The organism is Nocardioides halotolerans DSM 19273 (assembly GCF_000422805.1).
GTDB classification, from domain to species: domain Bacteria; phylum Actinomycetota; class Actinomycetes; order Propionibacteriales; family Nocardioidaceae; genus Nocardioides; species Nocardioides halotolerans.
The window spans coordinates 358931-375823 of record NZ_KE383923.1 but is presented as its reverse complement, the minus strand read 5'-3'; the positions used below and the strand labels follow the sequence as shown (position 1 = coordinate 375823).

The following is a 16893-nucleotide window of genomic DNA, read 5'->3' as shown; positions in this document are numbered from 1 at the left end:
CGTGGTCTGGCGGCTTGTTTGGCCTGACCATTTGCACGATAGTTGGTGCACGCGTGGCCAGCAAGCCAACCCGGGACCGCCGGATGGACCGACCTACAGCACGAGGAGGAGCGGGGCCGCATGACGCAGGTCGAGCTCGTGGATACCTCGGCGGCCCAGCACTTCGGGCTCAGGGACCTGGAGCAGCACGGTGACCTGGTCCGGGCCAGCATGACGCTCACCGCCGCCCACGTCGGACCGGACGGCCGCCCCTCCGCCGGGGCCTTGGGAGTGCTCGTAGACGAGGTGCTCGGGTACGCGATCATGGCCAGCCTCCCAGCCGGAAGCTGGTCGATCAGCACCGAGATCTGGGTGGACCTTCTCCGGCCGGTGCCTCCGGTGGGCACGACGGTCCGGGCCGAGTCGGGCAGCGTCGCGACGGGCTCGTTCGCCGTCGGCCGGGTCCTCGACGAGAACGGCGAGGTCGTCGCGGAGTGCCGCGAGCGCGGACGGGCGCTCGTGCGGCCAGGGACGCTGGCGTCGGCAGTCGCCCTCCCGGAGACGGACCGGCCGGCCGCCGACTTCTCCGAGCTCCTCGGGCTCCGCCTCGATGCGGGTCAGGCACGCGCACAGATGGGCGTCACCCACGCGCTGACCAACCCCAGCACCGTGCTGCACGGTGGCGTCTCCCTGGCCGCCTGCGAGCAGCTGGCGACGGCAGGCCGGGTCGCTGCCGGCAGCTCGCTTCCCACGACCTCGGTGCACGTCGTGCACACGCGACCGGCGCCGATCGGCGCCGAGGTGGTGCTCGAGTCGCGAACGGTGCACGCAGGACGGTCGCTCTGGCTGACCGATGTCGACGCCCTGGTCGAGGGGAAGGTGTGCGCCACGGGACGGGTCTCGGCGCAGGTGTAACCCGTCGCCTCAGGGGCGTAGCCCGATGCCTCCGGACAGGGGTAGCGCCCAACTGATCCCGGACGTGCGGTCGGTCGCCGCGTCGATCATCGTCGCGACGTCATCGGGGAACCCGACGGGCCGACGGCTGTCCATATCGACGTGGACCAGGATGATCTCGACGCAGCAGGCCAACACGCGGCGGGTGCGGTCCGCGAGCATCGCGACCACGTGCACCACCTTGTCGGTGCGCCCGACGGCCGCGGTGTGCACCGAGAAGCTGTCGCCCTCGTGCATCTCGGAGAAGTAGCGGATGTGGTGCTCGTTGGTGAACACGCCCAGGCGTCGCTGCGCGCGGTAGTCGTCGTCGATCCCGATCTCCTCGCACCAGGCCGAAGCGCCGGAGGCCGCGGCGCGGAGGTAGTGCTGGACGTTCATGTGGCCGTTCGCGTCGATGAAGTCGGGGGTCACCAGACCGTCGAGGCGGGTCGGCAGGGACGTGACGTCCTCGAAGGACGGCAGGCTGGGGCGGCTCACGCGGTCACCGTAGGCGCGCGACCGGGACGCCGCCGAGAAGCACCGCCCCAGCGGTGGAGGCTCCCACAGCACCCGGGTCGCGGCGCGATTGACCCTGCGGAGGCCGTGCTGTGCGCTTACCTGATGCTGCACATCACTGTTGCGGAGCTGGCCGCGGCCGCGAATCTCGACCTCGGCGCCTCACCCTGGCTCGAGCTCGATCAGGTGCGCATCGACACCTTCGCCGATGCGACCAGCGACCACCAGTGGATCCACGTGGACCCGGAGCGCGCGGCGGACGGACCCTTCGGCCGGCCGATCGCACACGGCTACCTGACGCTCTCCTTGGTGCCCTACCTGCTCAAGCAGCTCATGGTGATCACCGACCACGGCCGAGGCACAAACTACGGCCTGGAGAAGGTCCGGTTCACCTCGGTCGTCCCGGTGGGTTCGGAGCTCCGGCTCGCCGCGACGATCCCGGGATCGACCCGCCGGGACGATGGTGGTGTTCAGTACCGCCTGGCGTTCCGCATCGAGATCCTCGGGCAGGAACGCCCCGCGGTGGTGGGTGAGTCCATTTACGTGACGTATCCCGCTGCTTCCTGAGCCGACCTGAGCACCTACGCCTGGGTCGTGGGTCGCACCACGACCTCGGCGACCGCCATCCGTCGCGGTGCCCGCACGATGAATGAGATCGTGTCGGCGATGTCGCCTGGCAGCAGCGGCTCGACGTCGGCGAACAGCCGCTCGTAGTACTCCTGCACCGGTTGCTGCTGGTGCCCGAAGAGCTCGGTCTCGACGACGCCGGGCTCGACGACCGAGACGCGGACGTGCCGCGGCGCGAACTCCTGGCGCCACGACTCCGAGGCTGCGGTCACCCCGAACTTCGTCGCGTTGTATATCGCGACGTTGCGGTTGGCGAACCGACCTGCGATCGACGAGATGTTCACCAGGTCCGCCACGCGCCGAGGCCCGCTCGACGCCGCCTCGACGAGGTGCGGCAGTGCCGCCTTGGTGACGTACATCAGTGCCTTGAGGTTGAGATCGACCATCGTCTCCCACTCCTCCAGCGTCGCGTCGAGCGTCGGGCCGTTGAGCATCCGCCCGGCGTTGTTCACCACTGTGTCGAGACGTCCGAACCGCTCGACCGCGGCGGTCACGGCGCCTGACGCCGCCATCGGGTCACGCAGGTCTCCAGGAAGCGCGAGGCACCGGTCCGCACCCAGCTCGGCGACCAGCTCGGCGAGCAGCTCCGAGCGCCGGCCGACGACACCGACACTGGCGCCGTGCGACGCCAGGCCGACGGCCACGGCGCGGCCGATGCCGCTGGTCGCACCCGTCACCAGGGCGACCGTGCCGGCAAGCTCCTCGCTCATCGCGCGAAGGTCTCGAGGATGGCCGTGGTGTTGTCGTTCACCCGCTCAGGGGTGAGGGTGAAGCTTGGCGAGTAGAGCGCAGCGTGGTCGTAGCGCTGCTCCAGCCGTGCCACCTGGTCGCGGACGTCGTCAGGAGTGCCGGCGGCGGCCATCTCCTCCAGCATGGGGCCGGACACCGCGGCGACCATGGCCTCGTGGTCCTTGGCCCGGAACGCGCTCTGGATCGCGGCCGCCTCCGCGCCGAACCCGGACGCCTCCATGACCGGTCCGTAGGCGCGGGGGGCGACGTAGAAGGCGAGCTGAGCGGCGGCCTCGCGCCGGGCCTGCTCCGAGTCGTCCGAGATCGCGGTGATGATGACACCCTTGAGGGACACGTCGGAGGCGGAACGGCCGCTCTTCGCCGCACCCTTCTCGATCGCGGGTCGCGCGACCTCGTCGAGATAGCTGTCGGTGACGGTCGGGTGGCAGATCAGGCCGTCCGAGACGCGTCCGGCCGTCTCGATCATCCTCGCGTTGACGCCGGCGGTGTAGACCGGGATCTCGGGACGGTAGGGCGGTTGGATGTCGGCGGTCGGAGTGATGTCGCACCGGTAGAAGCGGCCCTCATGCTGCACCGGCCCCTCGTGTAGGTGCCACAGCCGACGCAGCAATGGGATGAGCTCCTCCATCCGGGACGCCGGACCGTCGGGGTCGGCCACCCCGTGCCAGCCGACCATCATCCCGCGGGTGCCCGTGCCGAGACCGAGGGTCAACCGGCCCTCGCTCATCTCGTCGAGGAACCGGGCGTCGTTGGCCAGCACCAGCGGCGAGCGGCCGACGGCGTAGGCGATCGACGTACCGACGCCGATCCGCTGTGTCGCGGCCGCCATGGCCGCCACGGACACGACCGCTGAGCGGTTGAGGAACTCGCCGGACCACGCGGCGTCGAATCCCGCCGCCTCTGCACGCACGGTGATGTCGCGGGTGTCGGCCAGGCCGCCCGCGAGGACGGTGATACCCCTGGTCGTCACCCGCCCAGCATCGGCGCGCTCACGCTGGCGGGCAACGCGGGCGACGCCACGCGACTGGAGAGGGGAACACCGGGAGCGGCTGACGTGCGTTGGCGTGCACCGCCCCGACCTGCAGGATGCGAGCCATGGAGTCGCAGGTAGAGCTGGGCATCGCCGTCAACGACGAGCTCTTCAACCCGGACGCGGGCGAGCGGCGTGCGCTGCTGGCGCACATGGGTGACGTGGGGCTGGACCACCTGACGGTCGGCGACCACATCAGCTTCCACGGCGGCACGGGCTTCGACGGCTTCGTGGCCGCCACCACCGCGCTGGCCTCCCACGACACCCTCAGCGTGATGATCGGCGTCTACCTCGCGGGGCTGCGACACCCCATGGCGACGGCCCGCTCGCTGTCGACCCTCAGCTCGCTGGCTCCCGGCCGACTTGTGCTGGGCGTCGGCGTCGCGGGCGAGGACCGCACCGAGGTGAGCAACATGGGGGTCGACCCGAGCACCCGCGGCCGCCGGATGGACGAGACCCTGGGACTGCTCCGCAGGCTCGCGAGCGGCGAGGCCGTCGACCACCGGGGCGAGTTCTTCGAGCTCGACAACGCGCGCATCCTCCCGCCGCTCGAGCCGCGGGTGCCGATCGTGATCGGTGGCGGCGGTGACGTCGCGGTCAACCGGACGGTCAGCCACGGCGACGGCTGGCTCGGGATGTGGTGCTCCGCGAGGCGCTACGGCGCCACCCACCTGCAGATCCTGGAGGCGTGCGAAGAGGCGGGCCGCGATGCACCGACGTTCGCCGGGCTGAACATGTGGGTGGGCCTCGGTGACGAGGCTGACGTGGCGCGCGCCGACCTCGGCGCGAGCATGTCGAGGCTCTACAACCTCCCGCCCGAGAAGTTCCAGCACATCACCGCCGCGGGTCGTCCCGAGGACGTGGCCGAGTTCCTGTCGGCGTACGTCGAGGCGGGCGCACGCACGCTGACCCTGGTCCCGGTCGCGAAGGACGTCCACACGGCGATCGAGCTCTCTGGCGAGGTGCGCCGCCTGCTCCAGGCCCTGGTCCCCGCGTGAGAGCAGCGGTCCAGCGCGAGTTCGGCGGTCCCGAGGTCCTGGCCGTTGAGGACCTCCCGGACCCACGGCCCAGGCCCGGCTGGACGCTGGTCCGGGTGCGCGCGGCCGCACTCAACTGGCACGACGTCCTGGTCCGACGGGGCCAGTACTCCTCGCCGCTCCCGCACGTGCCGGGCGCCGACGCCGCGGGCGTCGTCGACCGCACCGGCGACGAGGTGGTGGTCCTTCCGTCGCTGTGGTGGGGACCGGACGAGGCCGCACCCGGCGCCGACTGGGAGATCCTGGGCGACCGTCGGTCCGGAACCTACGCAGAACTCGTGGCGGTCCCGGACGAGTGCGTGTTCCCCAAGCCGGCCGGGCTGACCTGGGCCGAGGCCGCCGCCCTCCCTCTCGTGGGTGTCACGACCTACCGCGCCCTCTTCTCCCGCGCTCGCCTGCACGCCGGCGAGTCGCTCCTCGTGCTCGGCGCGGGGGGCGGTGTCGCGACGATGGCGGTGTCGCTGGCCTCCGCCATCGGCGCGGACGTGTGGGTGACCTCGTCGAGCGAGGACAAGATCGACCGAGCTCGTGAGCTGGGGGCCCGCGGCGGCGTCCTGTACCACGAGGAGGGTTGGCCCGAGGCAGCGCGGCGGCTGACCCCGGCGGGCGGATTCGACGTCGTCCTCGACTCTGTCGGCACCTGGCGCGAGTCGCTGCGTGCGCTCCGACCGGGCGGTCGACTGGTGGTCCTGGGCGCCTCGCGCGCCGAGACCGCCGAGGTCGCGGTCCGCCCGTACTTCTTCGCGCAGCAGTCGATCCTCGGCACGACGATGGGTAGTTCCGCCGACTTCGCGAGCCTGCTGCAGCTGCTCGCCGAGCACCCGGTGCCGTCGCCGGTCATCGACTCGGTCTTCGCCCTTGACGACGTCGTCCCCGCCCACGAACGGCTGGAGAGCGGCCACGCGTTCGGCAAGCTGGTCCTGGAGGTCTGAGCCGTGCCCGTGCGCTACCGCGTCGACGACGAAGGCGCTGCCTTCGTCACACTCGACAGTCCCGAGTCTCGCAACGCGCTCGGAGACGAGCTGTTGGACGAGCTGCTCGCACGCCTCGTCGAGGCGCGCAACGACAACGGTGTGCGCGTCGTCGTCCTCGGCTCGTCCCACGACAGGGTCTTCTCGGCCGGTGGCGACCTCAAGGCGTTCGCGTCCGACGTCCCGACCGTGCAGAAGTACGCCGGCCTCGACCGGTTCCCCCGGCTGTACGAGCTGATCGGCGGCCTCGGCAAGCCGGTCATCTGTGCTGCCGGCGGTGACGTGCTCGCCGGCGCCTTCGGGCTCGCCCTCGCCTGCGACCTGGTGATCGCCAAGGAGGGCGTCCGGTTCGGCTGTCCGGAGATCAACGTCGGGGTGTTCCCCTTCATGATCTCCGCGCTGATCTACCGCAACCTCGACCGGATGAAGGCCAACGAGCTGATGATGCTGGGTGAGCCCGTCGGCGCGGACGAGGCCGCACGCCTCGGTTTCGTCAACGTCGTCGTCCCGGCCGAGCAGTTCGAGGACACCGTCGTCGCGTGGGCCCACAAGGTGGCCGCGAAGTCGCCGCTGCTGATGCGGCTGGGCAAGGACGCCATAGACGCCACCCGCGACATGAGCCTGTCCGCCGCGCTCTCCACTCTCCGGGCTCAGCTGGCGCTGGCGTTCACCACTGAGGACATCCAGGAGGGCGTCGCCGCGTTCCGCGAGAAGCGGTCGCCGGAGTGGAGGTTGCGATGACCGTCGAGTGGTACGTCGTGTGCCGGTTCACCGGCTCCCGGCAGGTCGGTGGCGAGACGCTGCTGTGGCCCGCGTCGGTCGCGCACGCCAAGAGGATGGGTGGCACGCAGACGGCGTGCGGGCTGAACGCAGCCACGTGGACCCGGCTGTTCCACGTGGGCTTCCCGGCCGAGCGGTCCGAGAACTGCCCCGAGTGCGTCGACGCCATCATGCAACGCAGACCTCACCGCGCGTAGCGAGCCGCGTACGCCGGGAGGGCGGGTTCGTGGTCGACCCACGTCAACGGGTCGGCGAGACCGGTGAGGAAGTTGGCGACCGTCGAGGCGAAGCCGGCGGCACCGACGAGATCGGCCTGCGGCAGCGTCTGTCCGTTGCACACGGAGCGGTCCACGCGCCTGGCCTGCGCCGCCCCTCGGCGGTCGACCGCGTCGCGGACCAACGCATACCCGACGCGGTCGCCGAGCAGCAGCCCGTGCTCGACGACGTGCCCGGGGCAGACGTCCTGGACCAGGACCGAGTGGACGCCGTTGCCCTGCCCGGCGTAGGGCTGTGGGGTGATGAGCTCGTCCATCGAGGTGGCGATCGACGTGATCTTCGGCCCGCGGGGCACAGGTGCGTTCGACAGCGCGTCCGTCGTGAGTGAACCCTGCCGGAGCTGCCAGGCCACCGTCGCGCAGGTGCCAGCCGCGCACAACGCGTTGGCCACGGTCGTGCCGTGCAGCGGGCCCGCGAGGGCGATGACGTCTGAGGCATGTCGTGCGACATCCGGCCAGAACTTGGCGATCCACAGGACCATCGCCCCGCCCTGGCTGTGGCCGACCAGCGCGACCTTGCGACCGCTGCGACGGTAGGCCTTGCGAGCCGCGAAGACCGCGTACTGCGAGGCCGTGACGAAGTCGCCGAGCGCCCGATCCGGGAGGCGTACGTCGCACCAGCCGTACCCGTCGGCGGTGAGCTGTCGCTCGTACCCCCAACCCCAGGCCTCCTCCGGTGTCGCCGCGGTGCCGTGCACCAGCAGCAGGGTCCGCCTCGGATTGTGCCGATTGGCCAGGGGATTGCACCGCACGGCCCCGCGCAGCAGGGGCCGCGGCACCGTGAGCACGGGTCCGCGACCGGGCCGTGCCGTCGCTGGTGCCGCCGGGGACACCAGGGCGAGACCGGTCGCGAGCACGGCCACGGACCACGCGAGGCGACGCAGCATCGTCAGATCCGCTCGTCCAGCCACCCGAGCACGTCGTCGAGCACCTCGGCCCGGTTGGTCTCGTTGAGGATCTCGTGCCGAGCCCCCGGGTAGACCTTCAGCGTCACGTCCTCGAGACCGGCGTCCGACAACCGGTCCACGAGCGGATGCACCAGCGCGAGCTGTCCGTTGACCGGGTCCAGCTCGCCCACGGCGATGAGCACGGGCAGGTCCTCGCGGATGCCGTCCAGCGCCCCGGGCTGGCCGACGCGACGTGCCGCGACGAACATCTGCTTGCCCGCCTCACCGTCGAGCCCGAACCCGCACAGCGGGTCGGCGACGTACTTGTCCACCTCGGTGTCGTCGCGGCTCAGCCAGTCGAACTCCGTCCGGGGCGGTTGGAACGCTGCGTTGAACATCGTCAGGTCGAGCGGCTGGTCCAGGTCGAGAGCCGGTTCGAGCAGGTCGAGGACCGCCGTCCCGGTCAGGACGACCGCGTCGACGTCGGCGCTGTGGTCGAGCAGGTACTGCTGCGCGGCGAACGAACCCATGGAGTGGGCGATCAGGGCGTGCTTGAGCCCAGGGTGCTCGGACGTCGCCAGGTCGCCCACCCTGCCGAGGTCGTCGACCAGCTCGGTCCACCCGTCCGCGCCGATGACACCGAGCTCGTCGGCGGAGGTCGCGCTCGCTCCGTGGCCCCGGTGGTCCTGCGCATAGACGACGTAGCCGGCCTCCGCGAGTCGCTCCGCCAGCGGCGCGTAGCGCAGCGCGTGCTCCCCCATCCCGTGAGCGATACGGGCCACCGCGCGCGGCTCGCCGGGAGGCTCCCACACGAGGACCTGCAGCTGGACGCCGTCGGTACTGGCCAGCGTCGTCGCGGTCGGGTGGGCCATGGGTCGCTCCTTCGTTCGCGCTTGCGCCGCCAGCATCTGTCGTCGCGTCCCACGCTGCAACGTCGTGCGCGAGCGCTCGATGGAGGAGCCGACAGTGGGGGCCGCCCGGGTCCTTGCGCGACTGGGTTCAGGTAGTCGGCGACCGATGCGGGTCGTCGGCGCGCACCAGGCTCTCGTGGTGTCGGCCCATCACCTCCGCGAACGCGGCGGCATCCCGCGTCTCGACCGCGTCGGCGATCTCGTGGTGGACGATGATGCTCGCACCGACCTTCTCCTCGTGGTCGGCGATGAACTCGGCGCGGGAGAGGCTCGCGAGCAGCAGCGTGGTCACGGCCTGGTGCATGTCATCGAGCACGGGCAGGCGGGCCGCGACGACGAGCGCTCGGTGGAAGGCGATGACCGACTCGAGGAAGGCGTGCGCGGTCGGCGCATCTCGCATGTGGTCGACGGCCTCGTGCATGGCCCGGACATCGCTCTCGTCCGCCCGCTCGAAGGCAACCCCGTTGACCCCCTGCTCGAGGTGGATCCGCGCCTCGAAGAGGTCGAGGGGGTTGGTGTGGCTGGCGTCGAACCACAGGTCGATGCCGCCCAGTCGGACCTGCGGCGGTCGGCTCGAGACGAAGATGCCCCCACCGTTGCCGGGCCGGACCGCGATGAGCCCACGCGTGCGGAGGATCCGCATGGCCTCGTTCATCGTGGTCGGGCTGATGCCGAACCGCTCCATCAGCTCCACGCGTCTGGCGAGGTGTGCCCCGACAGGTAGTCGCTCGGCAAGGATCTCGTCCTCGATCGCGGCCGCGACCTGCTGGGCTCGCGACTGTCGCTGATCGACCGGGGCGGTCATGAGTCTCCTCGTCCTCAGGGCTGATCCAGCCTAGATGCCGATCCGTACCGGCTGGCGGGCGTTGCGCATGGTCTGACCAAACCTTGATTGTGTATGCACAATGGACTATGGTGACGAGCACCACAAGTGGCGAGGGGGATGGCGTGGCTGAACGAGCATCGGTCCCGTCGTGGCGCGGAGGGCCGCACCTCCAGCTCGTCGACTTCCACACGCACGTCGTCGATCCGGAGCTGCCCACGCTCGACGACCAGGATCCGGTGTTGCCCGTGGTCAAGCGCACCGCCGATCGAGTGGAGATCCTGGTCGGTGGCCGGGTCTACCGGACTCTGGACGAGCGCGCCTGGTGCACCGAGGCTCGGCTGCGCGACATGGACGCAGACGGAGTCGCGATCCAGGTTCTCTCCCCGCTTCCCGGGACGTTGTGCCACGACGCCTCGGCGCCGAAAGCTGCTGCCCTCGCTACGTTGCAGAACGAGCACCTCTCCCGCATGGTGGCCGAGGTTCCTGACAGGTTTCGTGCCCTTGGGACGGTGCCGTTGCAGGACACGGAGCTTGCAGTGGTGGAGCTCAAGCGGCTAGTGCTCGAGCTCGGGTTCATCGGCGTGGAGATCGGGACTCGGGTGGGAGGAATGGAGCTGTCCGACGAACGGCTGAGGCCATTCTTCCGAGCAGCGTGCGAGTTCGGCGCCATCGTGTTCATCCATCCGGTGGACAGAGTCCTCGATCCGCGACTGTCAGCCGCAGGCCTCGACTTCGGTGTCGGCATGCCAGGGGAGACCGCGGTCGCCGCAGCCGCCATGCTCACCTCTGGCCTTCTCGACGAGCTGCCCGATCTCGTCGCCGTGCTCGCGCACGGCGGTGGAGCGCTCCCGCAGGTGCTGCCGCGCGTCGATCACGGACGCACCGTCCTGACCGCGGCCGAGGACCCAGGTCCGAGCCTGGTCGCGTCGGCTCGGCGACTCTGGAGCGACTCCCTCACCTACGACGTCGCCAGCCTTGACCTGACCCTCCAGCGGTTCGGGCTCCATCACGTCGTGCTCGGTACGGACTACCCGCTCGCCGCACGCGAGCATCCCGCCGGCCGCGTCCTGCATGACTGGGACAACACGCGCCGAGGCGGTGTCGCCATGCAGATCGGCCACACCAACGGCATGCGGCTCGTCGCGCCGGACCAACCCCCTAGCGCCCATTGAGAAAGAGAAGCGAATGAGCCACTTCCTGGGTCTCGGGATGACCCACTATCCCTTGCTCGCCGGCACCGATGAGCACATGGCGGGTCTCCTACGTTGGACTTTGGGCGACCCTGACATTCCCGACGCGGAGAAGGACCCGGGTAACTGGCCGGCGTCGATGCGGCAGGACTGGTCGGACGATGGAGGTACGGCGGCGGCCTCGCGGCACCGCGCCGACCTCGTCACCCAACTCGCAACGGTGCGCCAGGCACTCGATGACTTCGCTCCGGACCTGGTGGTCGTGTGGGGCGACGACCAGTACGAGAACTTCCGCGAAGAAGTCGTGCCGCCGTTCTGCGTGCTGGCATACGGCGACATCGAGGTACATCCGTTCGCCCTCATGAACGAGCGCGGTTCACCCAACGCTTGGAGCCTTCCCGAGGACATGACGATCACCCTCCATGGGGACGCGGCAGAGTCCCGGCAGCTGGCCGACGCGCTCATCGCCGACGGGTTCGACATGGCGTACTCGTACCAGAAGCGGGAGGGAGCCCACTTTCCCCACGCCATCCTGAACACGCAGCTCTTCCTCGACTATCCCGCTGCCGGCGCCGAGATGACGTACCCGATCGTGCCGATCACGGTGAACTGCTACGGCCAGCATGCGATAGCCCGCCGAGGTGGCCTGGCCCGATTCGCTGAGATCGAGGACGAGTCACTCGATCCCTCGGGGCCTACGCCGAAACGCTGTTTCGAGCTGGGCGCCGGCGTGGCCCGCGCCTACCGCGAGAGCGGAAAACGCGTCGCCCTCATCGCGTCCTCGAGCTGGTCGCACGCGTTCCTCCATGACAAGGGTTGGCACCTGCGACCCGACACCGAGGCCGACCAGGTTCTCTACGACGCCCTCGTCAAGGGCGACTTCGACGCGTGGGTCAGCGTGACCAGCAAGGAGGTCGTCGACGCCGGCCAACACGAGATGCTGAACTGGTTCTGCCTCCTTGGAGCGGTTCAGGAGCTCGGTCTCGAGCTGACGTGGTCGACCTTCGTCACCACCGACGTCTTCAACTCCAACAAGTGCTTCGCGATCTACCAGGAGGTCTCCGCATGACGATCGCAGCAGGCATCGAGGCGGGTCAGTACCTGTCGATCGGTGGCCACAACACCCACTATCACGACGTCGGGAGCGGGGACGTCGTGCTGTTCATCCACGGATCGGGTCCTGGTGTGTCGGCGTGGGCGAACTGGCAACACACGGTCCCGGTGCTCAGCCGCGGCGCACGAGCCCTGGCGCTCGACCTGGTCGGCTACGGCTTGACCGACCGGCCGGCAGACGTCCGGTACTCGTTGCGCACCTGGACTGACCACGTATGGGCCTTTCTGGACGCCCTCGACGTCGACCGGGTCTCAGTCGTCGGCAACAGCCTCGGCGGTCGGGTCGCCCTGCAGATGGCCGAGGACCAGCAGGACCGCCTGCACCGCATGGTGCTCATGGGCAGCCCCGGACCGACCATGACCGTGACCGACGGGCTGAAGGCTCTACGCGCTTACGAACCATCGCCTGAGGCGATGCGCTCCCTGCTCGTCGACTACTTCGCAGTCGACCCCGGCATCATCACCGACGAGCTGGTCAAGATCCGCTATGAAGCCAGCGCCCTGCCCGGAGCTCACGAGGCCTACCGCTCGATGTTCTTCGACCCTGCCCACGCCGGGAACCAGCTCGGTATCACCGAGGAGCAGGTGCGGGCAGTGACGGTTCCCGCTCTGGTCGTCCAGGGACGCGAGGACCGCGTGGTCCCCAAGGAGGTTGGTTGGCGGCTGTCCGAGCTGCTTCCCAACGGAGACATGCACCTCTTCTCGAGGTGTGGGCACTGGACCCAGATCGAGCGAGCAAGCGAGTTCAACCGCGTCGTCGCCGACTTCCTCGGCCTGGACATCGAAGGAGACCAGTCATGACTCTGCTCGAGGAGAGGCCGAGCTCCACGCTCAGCACCGGCTCGCGCTGCGTCGACGAGGACATCGACGGGATGCGCTTCCGAGTGCACCGAGACGCGATGACGTCAGAGGACGTCTTCCGCGAGGAGATCGAGAAGATCTTCGCGCATTCGTGGCTCTACGTCGGTCACGAGTCCGAGATCCCCGAGCCTGGAGACTACGTGCGGCGACCGGTGGCCGGTCGACCGATCTTCATGGTGCGGGGGGCCAAGTCCGGACGGGTGAACGTCTTCCACAACACGTGCACCCACCGGGGTGCCGTGGTCTGCCGCCGGGACAAGGGCAACAGCAAGGTCTTCCAGTGCTTCTACCACGCGTGGACCTTCGACAGCGAGGGCAAGCTGGTCGGCGTACCGGGCAAGGACGCCTACGACGACCAGCTGGACATGGACGCTCTCGGCCTCGGCCGCGTGGCGAAGGTTGAGAGCTACCGCGGATTCGTCTTCTGCAGCTTCGATCCTGACATCGTCGACCTCACGACCTACCTCGCGGGCGCTCGGGAGTACCTAGACCTGGTCGTGGACGCCATGGACGGTGACGTGCAGATCGTCCCCGGCACCAACGAGTACGGCATGCAGGCGAACTGGAAGCTCCTGGTCGAGAACAGCATCGACGGGTACCACGCGGCCTCGACGCACGACACCTACTTCAAGTACCTCGTCTCGCTCGGCACGGACCTGAGCATCGGCGTCAAGGGCCACACGAAGGACCTCGGCAACGGGCACGCGGTGCTCGAGTATCTCGCGCCGTGGGGCCGGCCCATCGCCCGCTGGGAGCCGATCTTCGGCGAGGAGGCCAAGCCCGAGATCGACGCGCTGCGGCAGAGGCTCGTCGACAAGCACGGACCCGAGCGGGCCGGACGCATGTGCGACGTCAACCGCAACATGCTCATCTACCCCAACCTCATCATCAACGACATCATGGCCGTCACGGTGCGCACCTTCATGCCGACCTCACCCACCTCGATGACGGTCACTGCGTGGGAGGCAGCTCCGGGCGACGAGCTTCCCGAGGTTCGTCAGCGGAGGCTCGACAGCTTCCTGACCTTCCTAGGGCCTGGTGGGTTCGCGACGCCCGACGACATCGAGGCACTCGAGTCGTGTCAGCAGGGGTTCGCCAGCGGTGGGATCGAGTGGAACGACATCTCCCGGGGGATGAACCGTGAGCCCGAGGCGACCGACGAGGAGCAGATGCGGGCCTTCTGGCGGCGCTGGGCGGAGCAGATGGATGGTGGGCGATGACAGTGATCGAAGACTCGGCCCTTGCCGAGGTCACGCGTCCGGCGGTGGAAGACCTTCTCTACCTCGAGGCCGAGCTTCTCGACGACTGGGAGCTGGACACCTGGCTCACTCTCTACACCGACGACGCGCACTACGAGATCCCGTGCACGGACGACCCGGGCGGCACTGGGCAGACCTCGCTCATGCTCATCCATGACAACCGCATGCGGATGGCGTCACGTGTGGAGCGCCTCAACAGCCGCAAGGCGCACCGCGAGTACCCCCACTCGAACCTGCGGCACCTCGTCACCAACGTCAGGCTCCTCGGCGTCGAGGACGGCGAGCTGCGGGTGCGCGCTTCCTTCCTCGTCAACCGCTGCCGGGCCGGCCGCGAGACGACGTACACCGGCCGATTCGACTACCGGCTGGTGCTGCAGTCAGGCGAGCTCCGCATCAAGCACAAGCGCGTGACCCTCGACATGACGGTCCTGCGACCCGCGAGCGACGTAGCGGTCATCCTGTGAGGCTGCCGCTGGAGGGCCGGCGCGCGGTCGTCACCGGGGGTGCGACTGGGATCGGGGCGGCTATCTCGGAGCGGTTGCGGGCGGACGGAGCCAGCGTGCTCGTCGCCGGCCTCGACGACGCCGTCGTGAAGGATGCCTGCGAGCGGATACGCGCGGTGAATGGGCCTGGAGCCGTCGTGGGCTTCGTCGGAGACCTCGCCGTGGAGGGAGTTGCCGAGTCCATGCTGGTCCACGCCGACACGGAGCTCGGCGGGCTCGACATCCTGGTCAACAACGCTGGAGGGGGAGTGATCGCGCCCACCTTCGAGCACACCGTGGCCACCGTTCGAGCGACCATCGACAACAACTTGATGACGACGATCTGGACAACGCTCGCCGCGCTCCCTCGCATGGTCGCCGCAGGTGGTGGTCGCATCGTCAACATCGGCGCCGAGTCCGTCCGCAACGGGCTGACGGACCACGCCATCTACAACGCGGCCAAGGGCGGTGTGCACGGGCTCGCCGTCGGACTCGCCCGAGAATTCGCGGCGTACGGGATCACGGTCAACACCGTCGCCCCGTCGTACACCAGGACCGACGAGCTCGACACCCGCCGACGCGAGGGCCTGACTCCCGCCCGCCTCGAGGTGGTCATCGAGGACGCCGTCGAACTCATCCCGATCGGTAGGGCCGGGGAGGTGGAGGAGGTGGCGGCAGCCGTCGCCTACCTCGTTCGAGAGGACTCAAGATTCGTCACCGGCCAGACCCTGTCGGTCAACGGTGGAAGCAGCATGTCATGAACTTTCCGCCGTCCTCCGAGCCGACGAACGCGGCCACGGCTGCCTTCCGCAGCGCGCGAGACCAGCTGCTGGCACTGCGCGGAGAGCAGGTTCGCGCCTGTGCCGAGTTCGGCTGGCCCGAGCTCGGATCGCGGTGGAACTGGGCCCTCGACTGGTTCGACGAGATTGCACGTGGAAACGATCGACCGGCTCTCGTCATCGTCGAGGAGGACCACAGCTCGACGACCGTCACGTTCGCCGAGATGGCGTTCCGGTCTGACCAGATCGGAACGTGGCTGGCGGCTCAGGGCGTCGGTCAAGACGACCCGGTGATCGTGATGCTCAACAACCAGCGCGAGCTCTGGGAGGTCGTCCTTGCGGTCATGAAGGTCGGCGCAGTCGTCGTGCCGACAACTACGGCGGTCGGCCCTTCGGATCTTCGCGACCGCCTGGATCGCACACGTGCCAGGGCAGTGGTGTGCAACGGCATCGACGCAGCCAAGTTCGACGACCTGGCCGGGGACTACCGGCGCATTGCCGTCGACCAGGTGGGCGGCTGGCTTCACCTCGACGACGCGTTCACGGTGGACCCCGCTCTGAGCCATCCGGCAACCGCGCCTCAAGATCGTCTGCTCCTCTACTTCACGAGCGGCACCACCAGCCGACCCAAGTTGGTCACCCACACTCAGCGGTCGTATCCCGTCGGCCACCTCAGCACCATGTACTGGATCGGGCTCCGGCCCGGGGACGTGCACCTCAACATCTCCTCGCCCGGCTGGGCCAAGCACGCTTGGTCGTGCATCTTCGCGCCCTGGAACGCCGAGGCGACTGTCTTCATCTACAACTACGCGCGCTTCGACGCGAAGGCCCTGCTCGGGGTGCTGCAGGAACACGAGGTCACCTCGTTCTGCGCGCCGCCGACCGTGTGGCGGATGCTGATCAACGCTGACCTCTCCTCTGGACCAGGGACCCTCCGAGAGCTCGTGAGCGCGGGAGAGCCGCTCAACCCCGAAGTCATCTCACAGGTCGAGGCCAAGTGGGGCATGTCGATCCGCGACGGCTTCGGCCAGACCGAGACGACGGCGCAGATCGGCAACGCACCCGGCAGTCCGGTGCGCCTCGGATCCATGGGCCGGCCTCTGCCCGGCGTCCCCTCGGTGCTGCTCGACCCGGTGTCGGGGGAGGTCGTCGCCGGCGTCGGCGAGGGAGAGCTGTGCCTGGACCTGACCGGTGACCCGGTGCCCGTGATGACCGGGTACGCGGACGAGGCGCTCAACGACGCCGCCATGGCCGACGGCTACTACCGCACCGGTGACGTGGCCTCGCGCGACGAGGACGGCTACATCACCTACATCGGTCGCACCGACGACGTCTTCAAGGCCTCGGACTACAAGATCAGCCCCTTCGAGCTCGAGAGCGTGCTGATCGAGCACCCCGCCGTGGCCGAGGCCGCGGTCGTCCCGGCGCCCGACGAGGTGCGGCTAGCCGTGCCCAAGGCCTACATCGCCCTGGCGCCTGGGCACGAGCCGAACGAGGAGACGGCGAGGTCGATCCTCGCCCACGCCCGCGAGCACCTCGCGCCGTACCAGCGGATCCGACGGCTGGAGTTCTTCGAGCTGCCCAAGACCATTTCCGGCAAGATCCGCCGCGTCGACCTGCGGCAGCGCGAGGTGGAGCTGGTCGACCATCCGAGCGAGCAGGAGTTCCGCGAGAAGCGGAGCTGAGC

General features: G+C 69.2%; 19 protein-coding genes. 13 read left to right on the top strand and 6 right to left on the bottom strand.

Annotated features, from left to right (window positions below; genetic code table 11):
- Positions 1-120: 120 nt before the first annotated feature.
- Positions 121-894 carry a PaaI family thioesterase gene (locus G514_RS29395; RefSeq protein ID WP_051247569.1) on the top strand — a complete coding sequence of 258 codons (774 nt, stop codon included), beginning with the start codon at positions 121-123 and terminating at the stop codon, positions 892-894.
- Positions 895-903: 9 nt separating this feature from the next.
- On the opposite strand, the gene G514_RS0116615 is transcribed toward G514_RS29395, so the two are convergent.
- Positions 904-1410, bottom strand: a complete 507-nt coding sequence (locus G514_RS0116615; RefSeq protein ID WP_028652674.1) for a thioesterase family protein — start codon at positions 1408-1410, stop codon at positions 904-906.
- Positions 1411-1533: 123 nt separating this feature from the next.
- Between G514_RS0116615 and G514_RS0116610 the strand changes: the two genes are divergently transcribed.
- On the top strand, positions 1534-1995 hold the full coding sequence (locus G514_RS0116610) for a MaoC family dehydratase (protein ID WP_028652673.1): 462 nt from the start codon (positions 1534-1536) through the stop codon (positions 1993-1995).
- Between the two features lie 14 nt (positions 1996-2009).
- Here the strand turns inward: G514_RS0116610 and G514_RS0116605 are convergent, their stop codons facing one another.
- Together G514_RS0116605 and G514_RS0116600 are read right to left on the bottom strand one after the other, a co-directional pair.
- Positions 2010-2765, bottom strand: coding sequence for an SDR family oxidoreductase (locus tag G514_RS0116605; protein WP_028652672.1), 756 nt, complete (start codon positions 2763-2765; stop codon positions 2010-2012).
- Positions 2762-3775, bottom strand: coding sequence for an LLM class flavin-dependent oxidoreductase (locus G514_RS0116600; RefSeq protein ID WP_028652671.1), 1014 nt, complete (start codon positions 3773-3775; stop codon positions 2762-2764). Before G514_RS0116600 ends, G514_RS0116605 begins: the two co-directional genes overlap by 4 nt.
- Before the next feature lie 125 nt (positions 3776-3900).
- On the opposite strand from G514_RS0116600, the gene G514_RS0116595 reads away from it, so the two are divergent.
- From G514_RS0116595 to G514_RS0116580, 4 genes are read left to right on the top strand one after another with little or no spacing between them, the layout of a single operon-like run.
- A complete protein-coding gene (locus tag G514_RS0116595) occupies positions 3901-4833 on the top strand; it encodes an LLM class flavin-dependent oxidoreductase (RefSeq protein WP_036565061.1) in 933 nt (310 codons plus the stop codon).
- Complete coding sequence (locus G514_RS0116590; RefSeq protein WP_028652669.1) at positions 4830-5804, top strand: zinc-binding dehydrogenase; 975 nt, start codon at positions 4830-4832, stop codon at positions 5802-5804. Before G514_RS0116595 ends, G514_RS0116590 begins: the two co-directional genes overlap by 4 nt.
- 3 nt (positions 5805-5807) lie before the next feature.
- Positions 5808-6584, top strand: coding sequence for an enoyl-CoA hydratase/isomerase family protein (locus G514_RS0116585; RefSeq protein ID WP_028652668.1), 777 nt, complete (start codon positions 5808-5810; stop codon positions 6582-6584).
- Positions 6581-6820, top strand: coding sequence for a hypothetical protein (locus G514_RS0116580; protein ID WP_028652667.1), 240 nt, complete (start codon positions 6581-6583; stop codon positions 6818-6820). The genes G514_RS0116585 and G514_RS0116580 overlap by 4 nt, the downstream gene beginning before the upstream one ends.
- On the opposite strand, the gene G514_RS27285 is transcribed toward G514_RS0116580, so the two are convergent.
- The 3 genes from G514_RS27285 to G514_RS0116565 all read right to left on the bottom strand — a co-directional run bounded on the left by G514_RS27285 (position 6808) and on the right by G514_RS0116565 (position 9501).
- On the bottom strand, positions 6808-7596 hold the full coding sequence (locus G514_RS27285) for an esterase/lipase family protein (RefSeq protein WP_157544900.1): 789 nt from the start codon (positions 7594-7596) through the stop codon (positions 6808-6810). The genes G514_RS0116580 and G514_RS27285 overlap by 13 nt on opposite strands.
- 191 nt (positions 7597-7787) lie before the next feature.
- Positions 7788-8657, bottom strand: a complete 870-nt coding sequence (locus tag G514_RS0116570; protein WP_028652666.1) for an alpha/beta hydrolase — start codon at positions 8655-8657, stop codon at positions 7788-7790.
- Positions 8658-8784: 127 nt separating this feature from the next.
- A complete protein-coding gene (locus G514_RS0116565; RefSeq protein ID WP_028652665.1) occupies positions 8785-9501 on the bottom strand; it encodes a FadR/GntR family transcriptional regulator in 717 nt (238 codons plus the stop codon).
- A 143-nt stretch (positions 9502-9644) separates the two neighbouring features.
- Between G514_RS0116565 and G514_RS27280 the strand changes: the two genes are divergently transcribed.
- The 7 genes from G514_RS27280 to G514_RS27275 all read left to right on the top strand — a co-directional run bounded on the left by G514_RS27280 (position 9645) and on the right by G514_RS27275 (position 16891).
- The gene (locus tag G514_RS27280; protein WP_169576466.1) at positions 9645-10694 is read left to right on the top strand and encodes an amidohydrolase family protein; all 1050 of its coding nucleotides are present in this window, start codon (positions 9645-9647) and stop codon (positions 10692-10694) included.
- A gap of 13 nt (positions 10695-10707) precedes the next feature.
- Positions 10708-11781 (top strand): DODA-type extradiol aromatic ring-opening family dioxygenase, encoded by a 1074-nt coding sequence (locus tag G514_RS0116555; RefSeq protein ID WP_028652664.1) that lies wholly within the window; start codon positions 10708-10710, stop codon positions 11779-11781.
- An 86-nt stretch (positions 11782-11867) separates the two neighbouring features.
- Positions 11868-12626: an alpha/beta fold hydrolase gene (locus G514_RS0116550; protein ID WP_211222164.1), complete on the top strand. Its 759-nt coding sequence runs from the start codon at positions 11868-11870 to the stop codon at positions 12624-12626.
- Positions 12623-13906 carry an aromatic ring-hydroxylating oxygenase subunit alpha gene (locus G514_RS0116545; RefSeq protein ID WP_028652662.1) on the top strand — a complete coding sequence of 428 codons (1284 nt, stop codon included), beginning with the start codon at positions 12623-12625 and terminating at the stop codon, positions 13904-13906. Before G514_RS0116550 ends, G514_RS0116545 begins: the two co-directional genes overlap by 4 nt.
- Positions 13903-14409: an aromatic-ring-hydroxylating dioxygenase subunit beta gene (locus tag G514_RS0116540; protein WP_028652661.1), complete on the top strand. Its 507-nt coding sequence runs from the start codon at positions 13903-13905 to the stop codon at positions 14407-14409. The genes G514_RS0116545 and G514_RS0116540 overlap by 4 nt, the downstream gene beginning before the upstream one ends.
- The gene (locus G514_RS0116535; RefSeq protein ID WP_036565060.1) at positions 14406-15188 is read left to right on the top strand and encodes an SDR family NAD(P)-dependent oxidoreductase; all 783 of its coding nucleotides are present in this window, start codon (positions 14406-14408) and stop codon (positions 15186-15188) included. The genes G514_RS0116540 and G514_RS0116535 overlap by 4 nt, the downstream gene beginning before the upstream one ends.
- Complete coding sequence (locus tag G514_RS27275; RefSeq protein WP_036565059.1) at positions 15185-16891, top strand: AMP-binding protein; 1707 nt, start codon at positions 15185-15187, stop codon at positions 16889-16891. Before G514_RS0116535 ends, G514_RS27275 begins: the two co-directional genes overlap by 4 nt.
- The last annotated feature ends 2 nt before the right edge of the window (positions 16892-16893 follow it).

Excerpts from the sequence above, each read along its gene's own strand:
- G514_RS0116605 (WP_028652672.1), bottom strand. The coding sequence starts at position 2,765 with ATGAGCGAGGAGCTTGCCGGCACGGTCGCCCTGGTGACGGGTGCGACC.
- G514_RS0116595 (WP_036565061.1), top strand. The coding sequence starts at position 3,901 with ATGGAGTCGCAGGTAGAGCTGGGCATCGCCGTCAACGACGAGCTCTTC.
- G514_RS0116540 (WP_028652661.1), top strand. The coding sequence starts at position 13,903 with ATGACAGTGATCGAAGACTCGGCCCTTGCCGAGGTCACGCGTCCGGCG.
- G514_RS0116545 (WP_028652662.1), top strand. The coding sequence starts at position 12,623 with ATGACTCTGCTCGAGGAGAGGCCGAGCTCCACGCTCAGCACCGGCTCG.
- G514_RS0116565 (WP_028652665.1), bottom strand. The coding sequence starts at position 9,501 with ATGACCGCCCCGGTCGATCAGCGACAGTCGCGAGCCCAGCAGGTCGCG.
- G514_RS0116580 (WP_028652667.1), top strand. The coding sequence starts at position 6,581 with ATGACCGTCGAGTGGTACGTCGTGTGCCGGTTCACCGGCTCCCGGCAG.
- G514_RS0116610 (WP_028652673.1), top strand. The coding sequence starts at position 1,534 with ATGCTGCACATCACTGTTGCGGAGCTGGCCGCGGCCGCGAATCTCGAC.
- G514_RS27275 (WP_036565059.1), top strand. The coding sequence starts at position 15,185 with ATGAACTTTCCGCCGTCCTCCGAGCCGACGAACGCGGCCACGGCTGCC.
- G514_RS0116570 (WP_028652666.1), bottom strand. The coding sequence starts at position 8,657 with ATGGCCCACCCGACCGCGACGACGCTGGCCAGTACCGACGGCGTCCAG.
- G514_RS29395 (WP_051247569.1), top strand. The coding sequence starts at position 121 with ATGACGCAGGTCGAGCTCGTGGATACCTCGGCGGCCCAGCACTTCGGG.
- G514_RS0116555 (WP_028652664.1), top strand. The coding sequence starts at position 10,708 with ATGAGCCACTTCCTGGGTCTCGGGATGACCCACTATCCCTTGCTCGCC.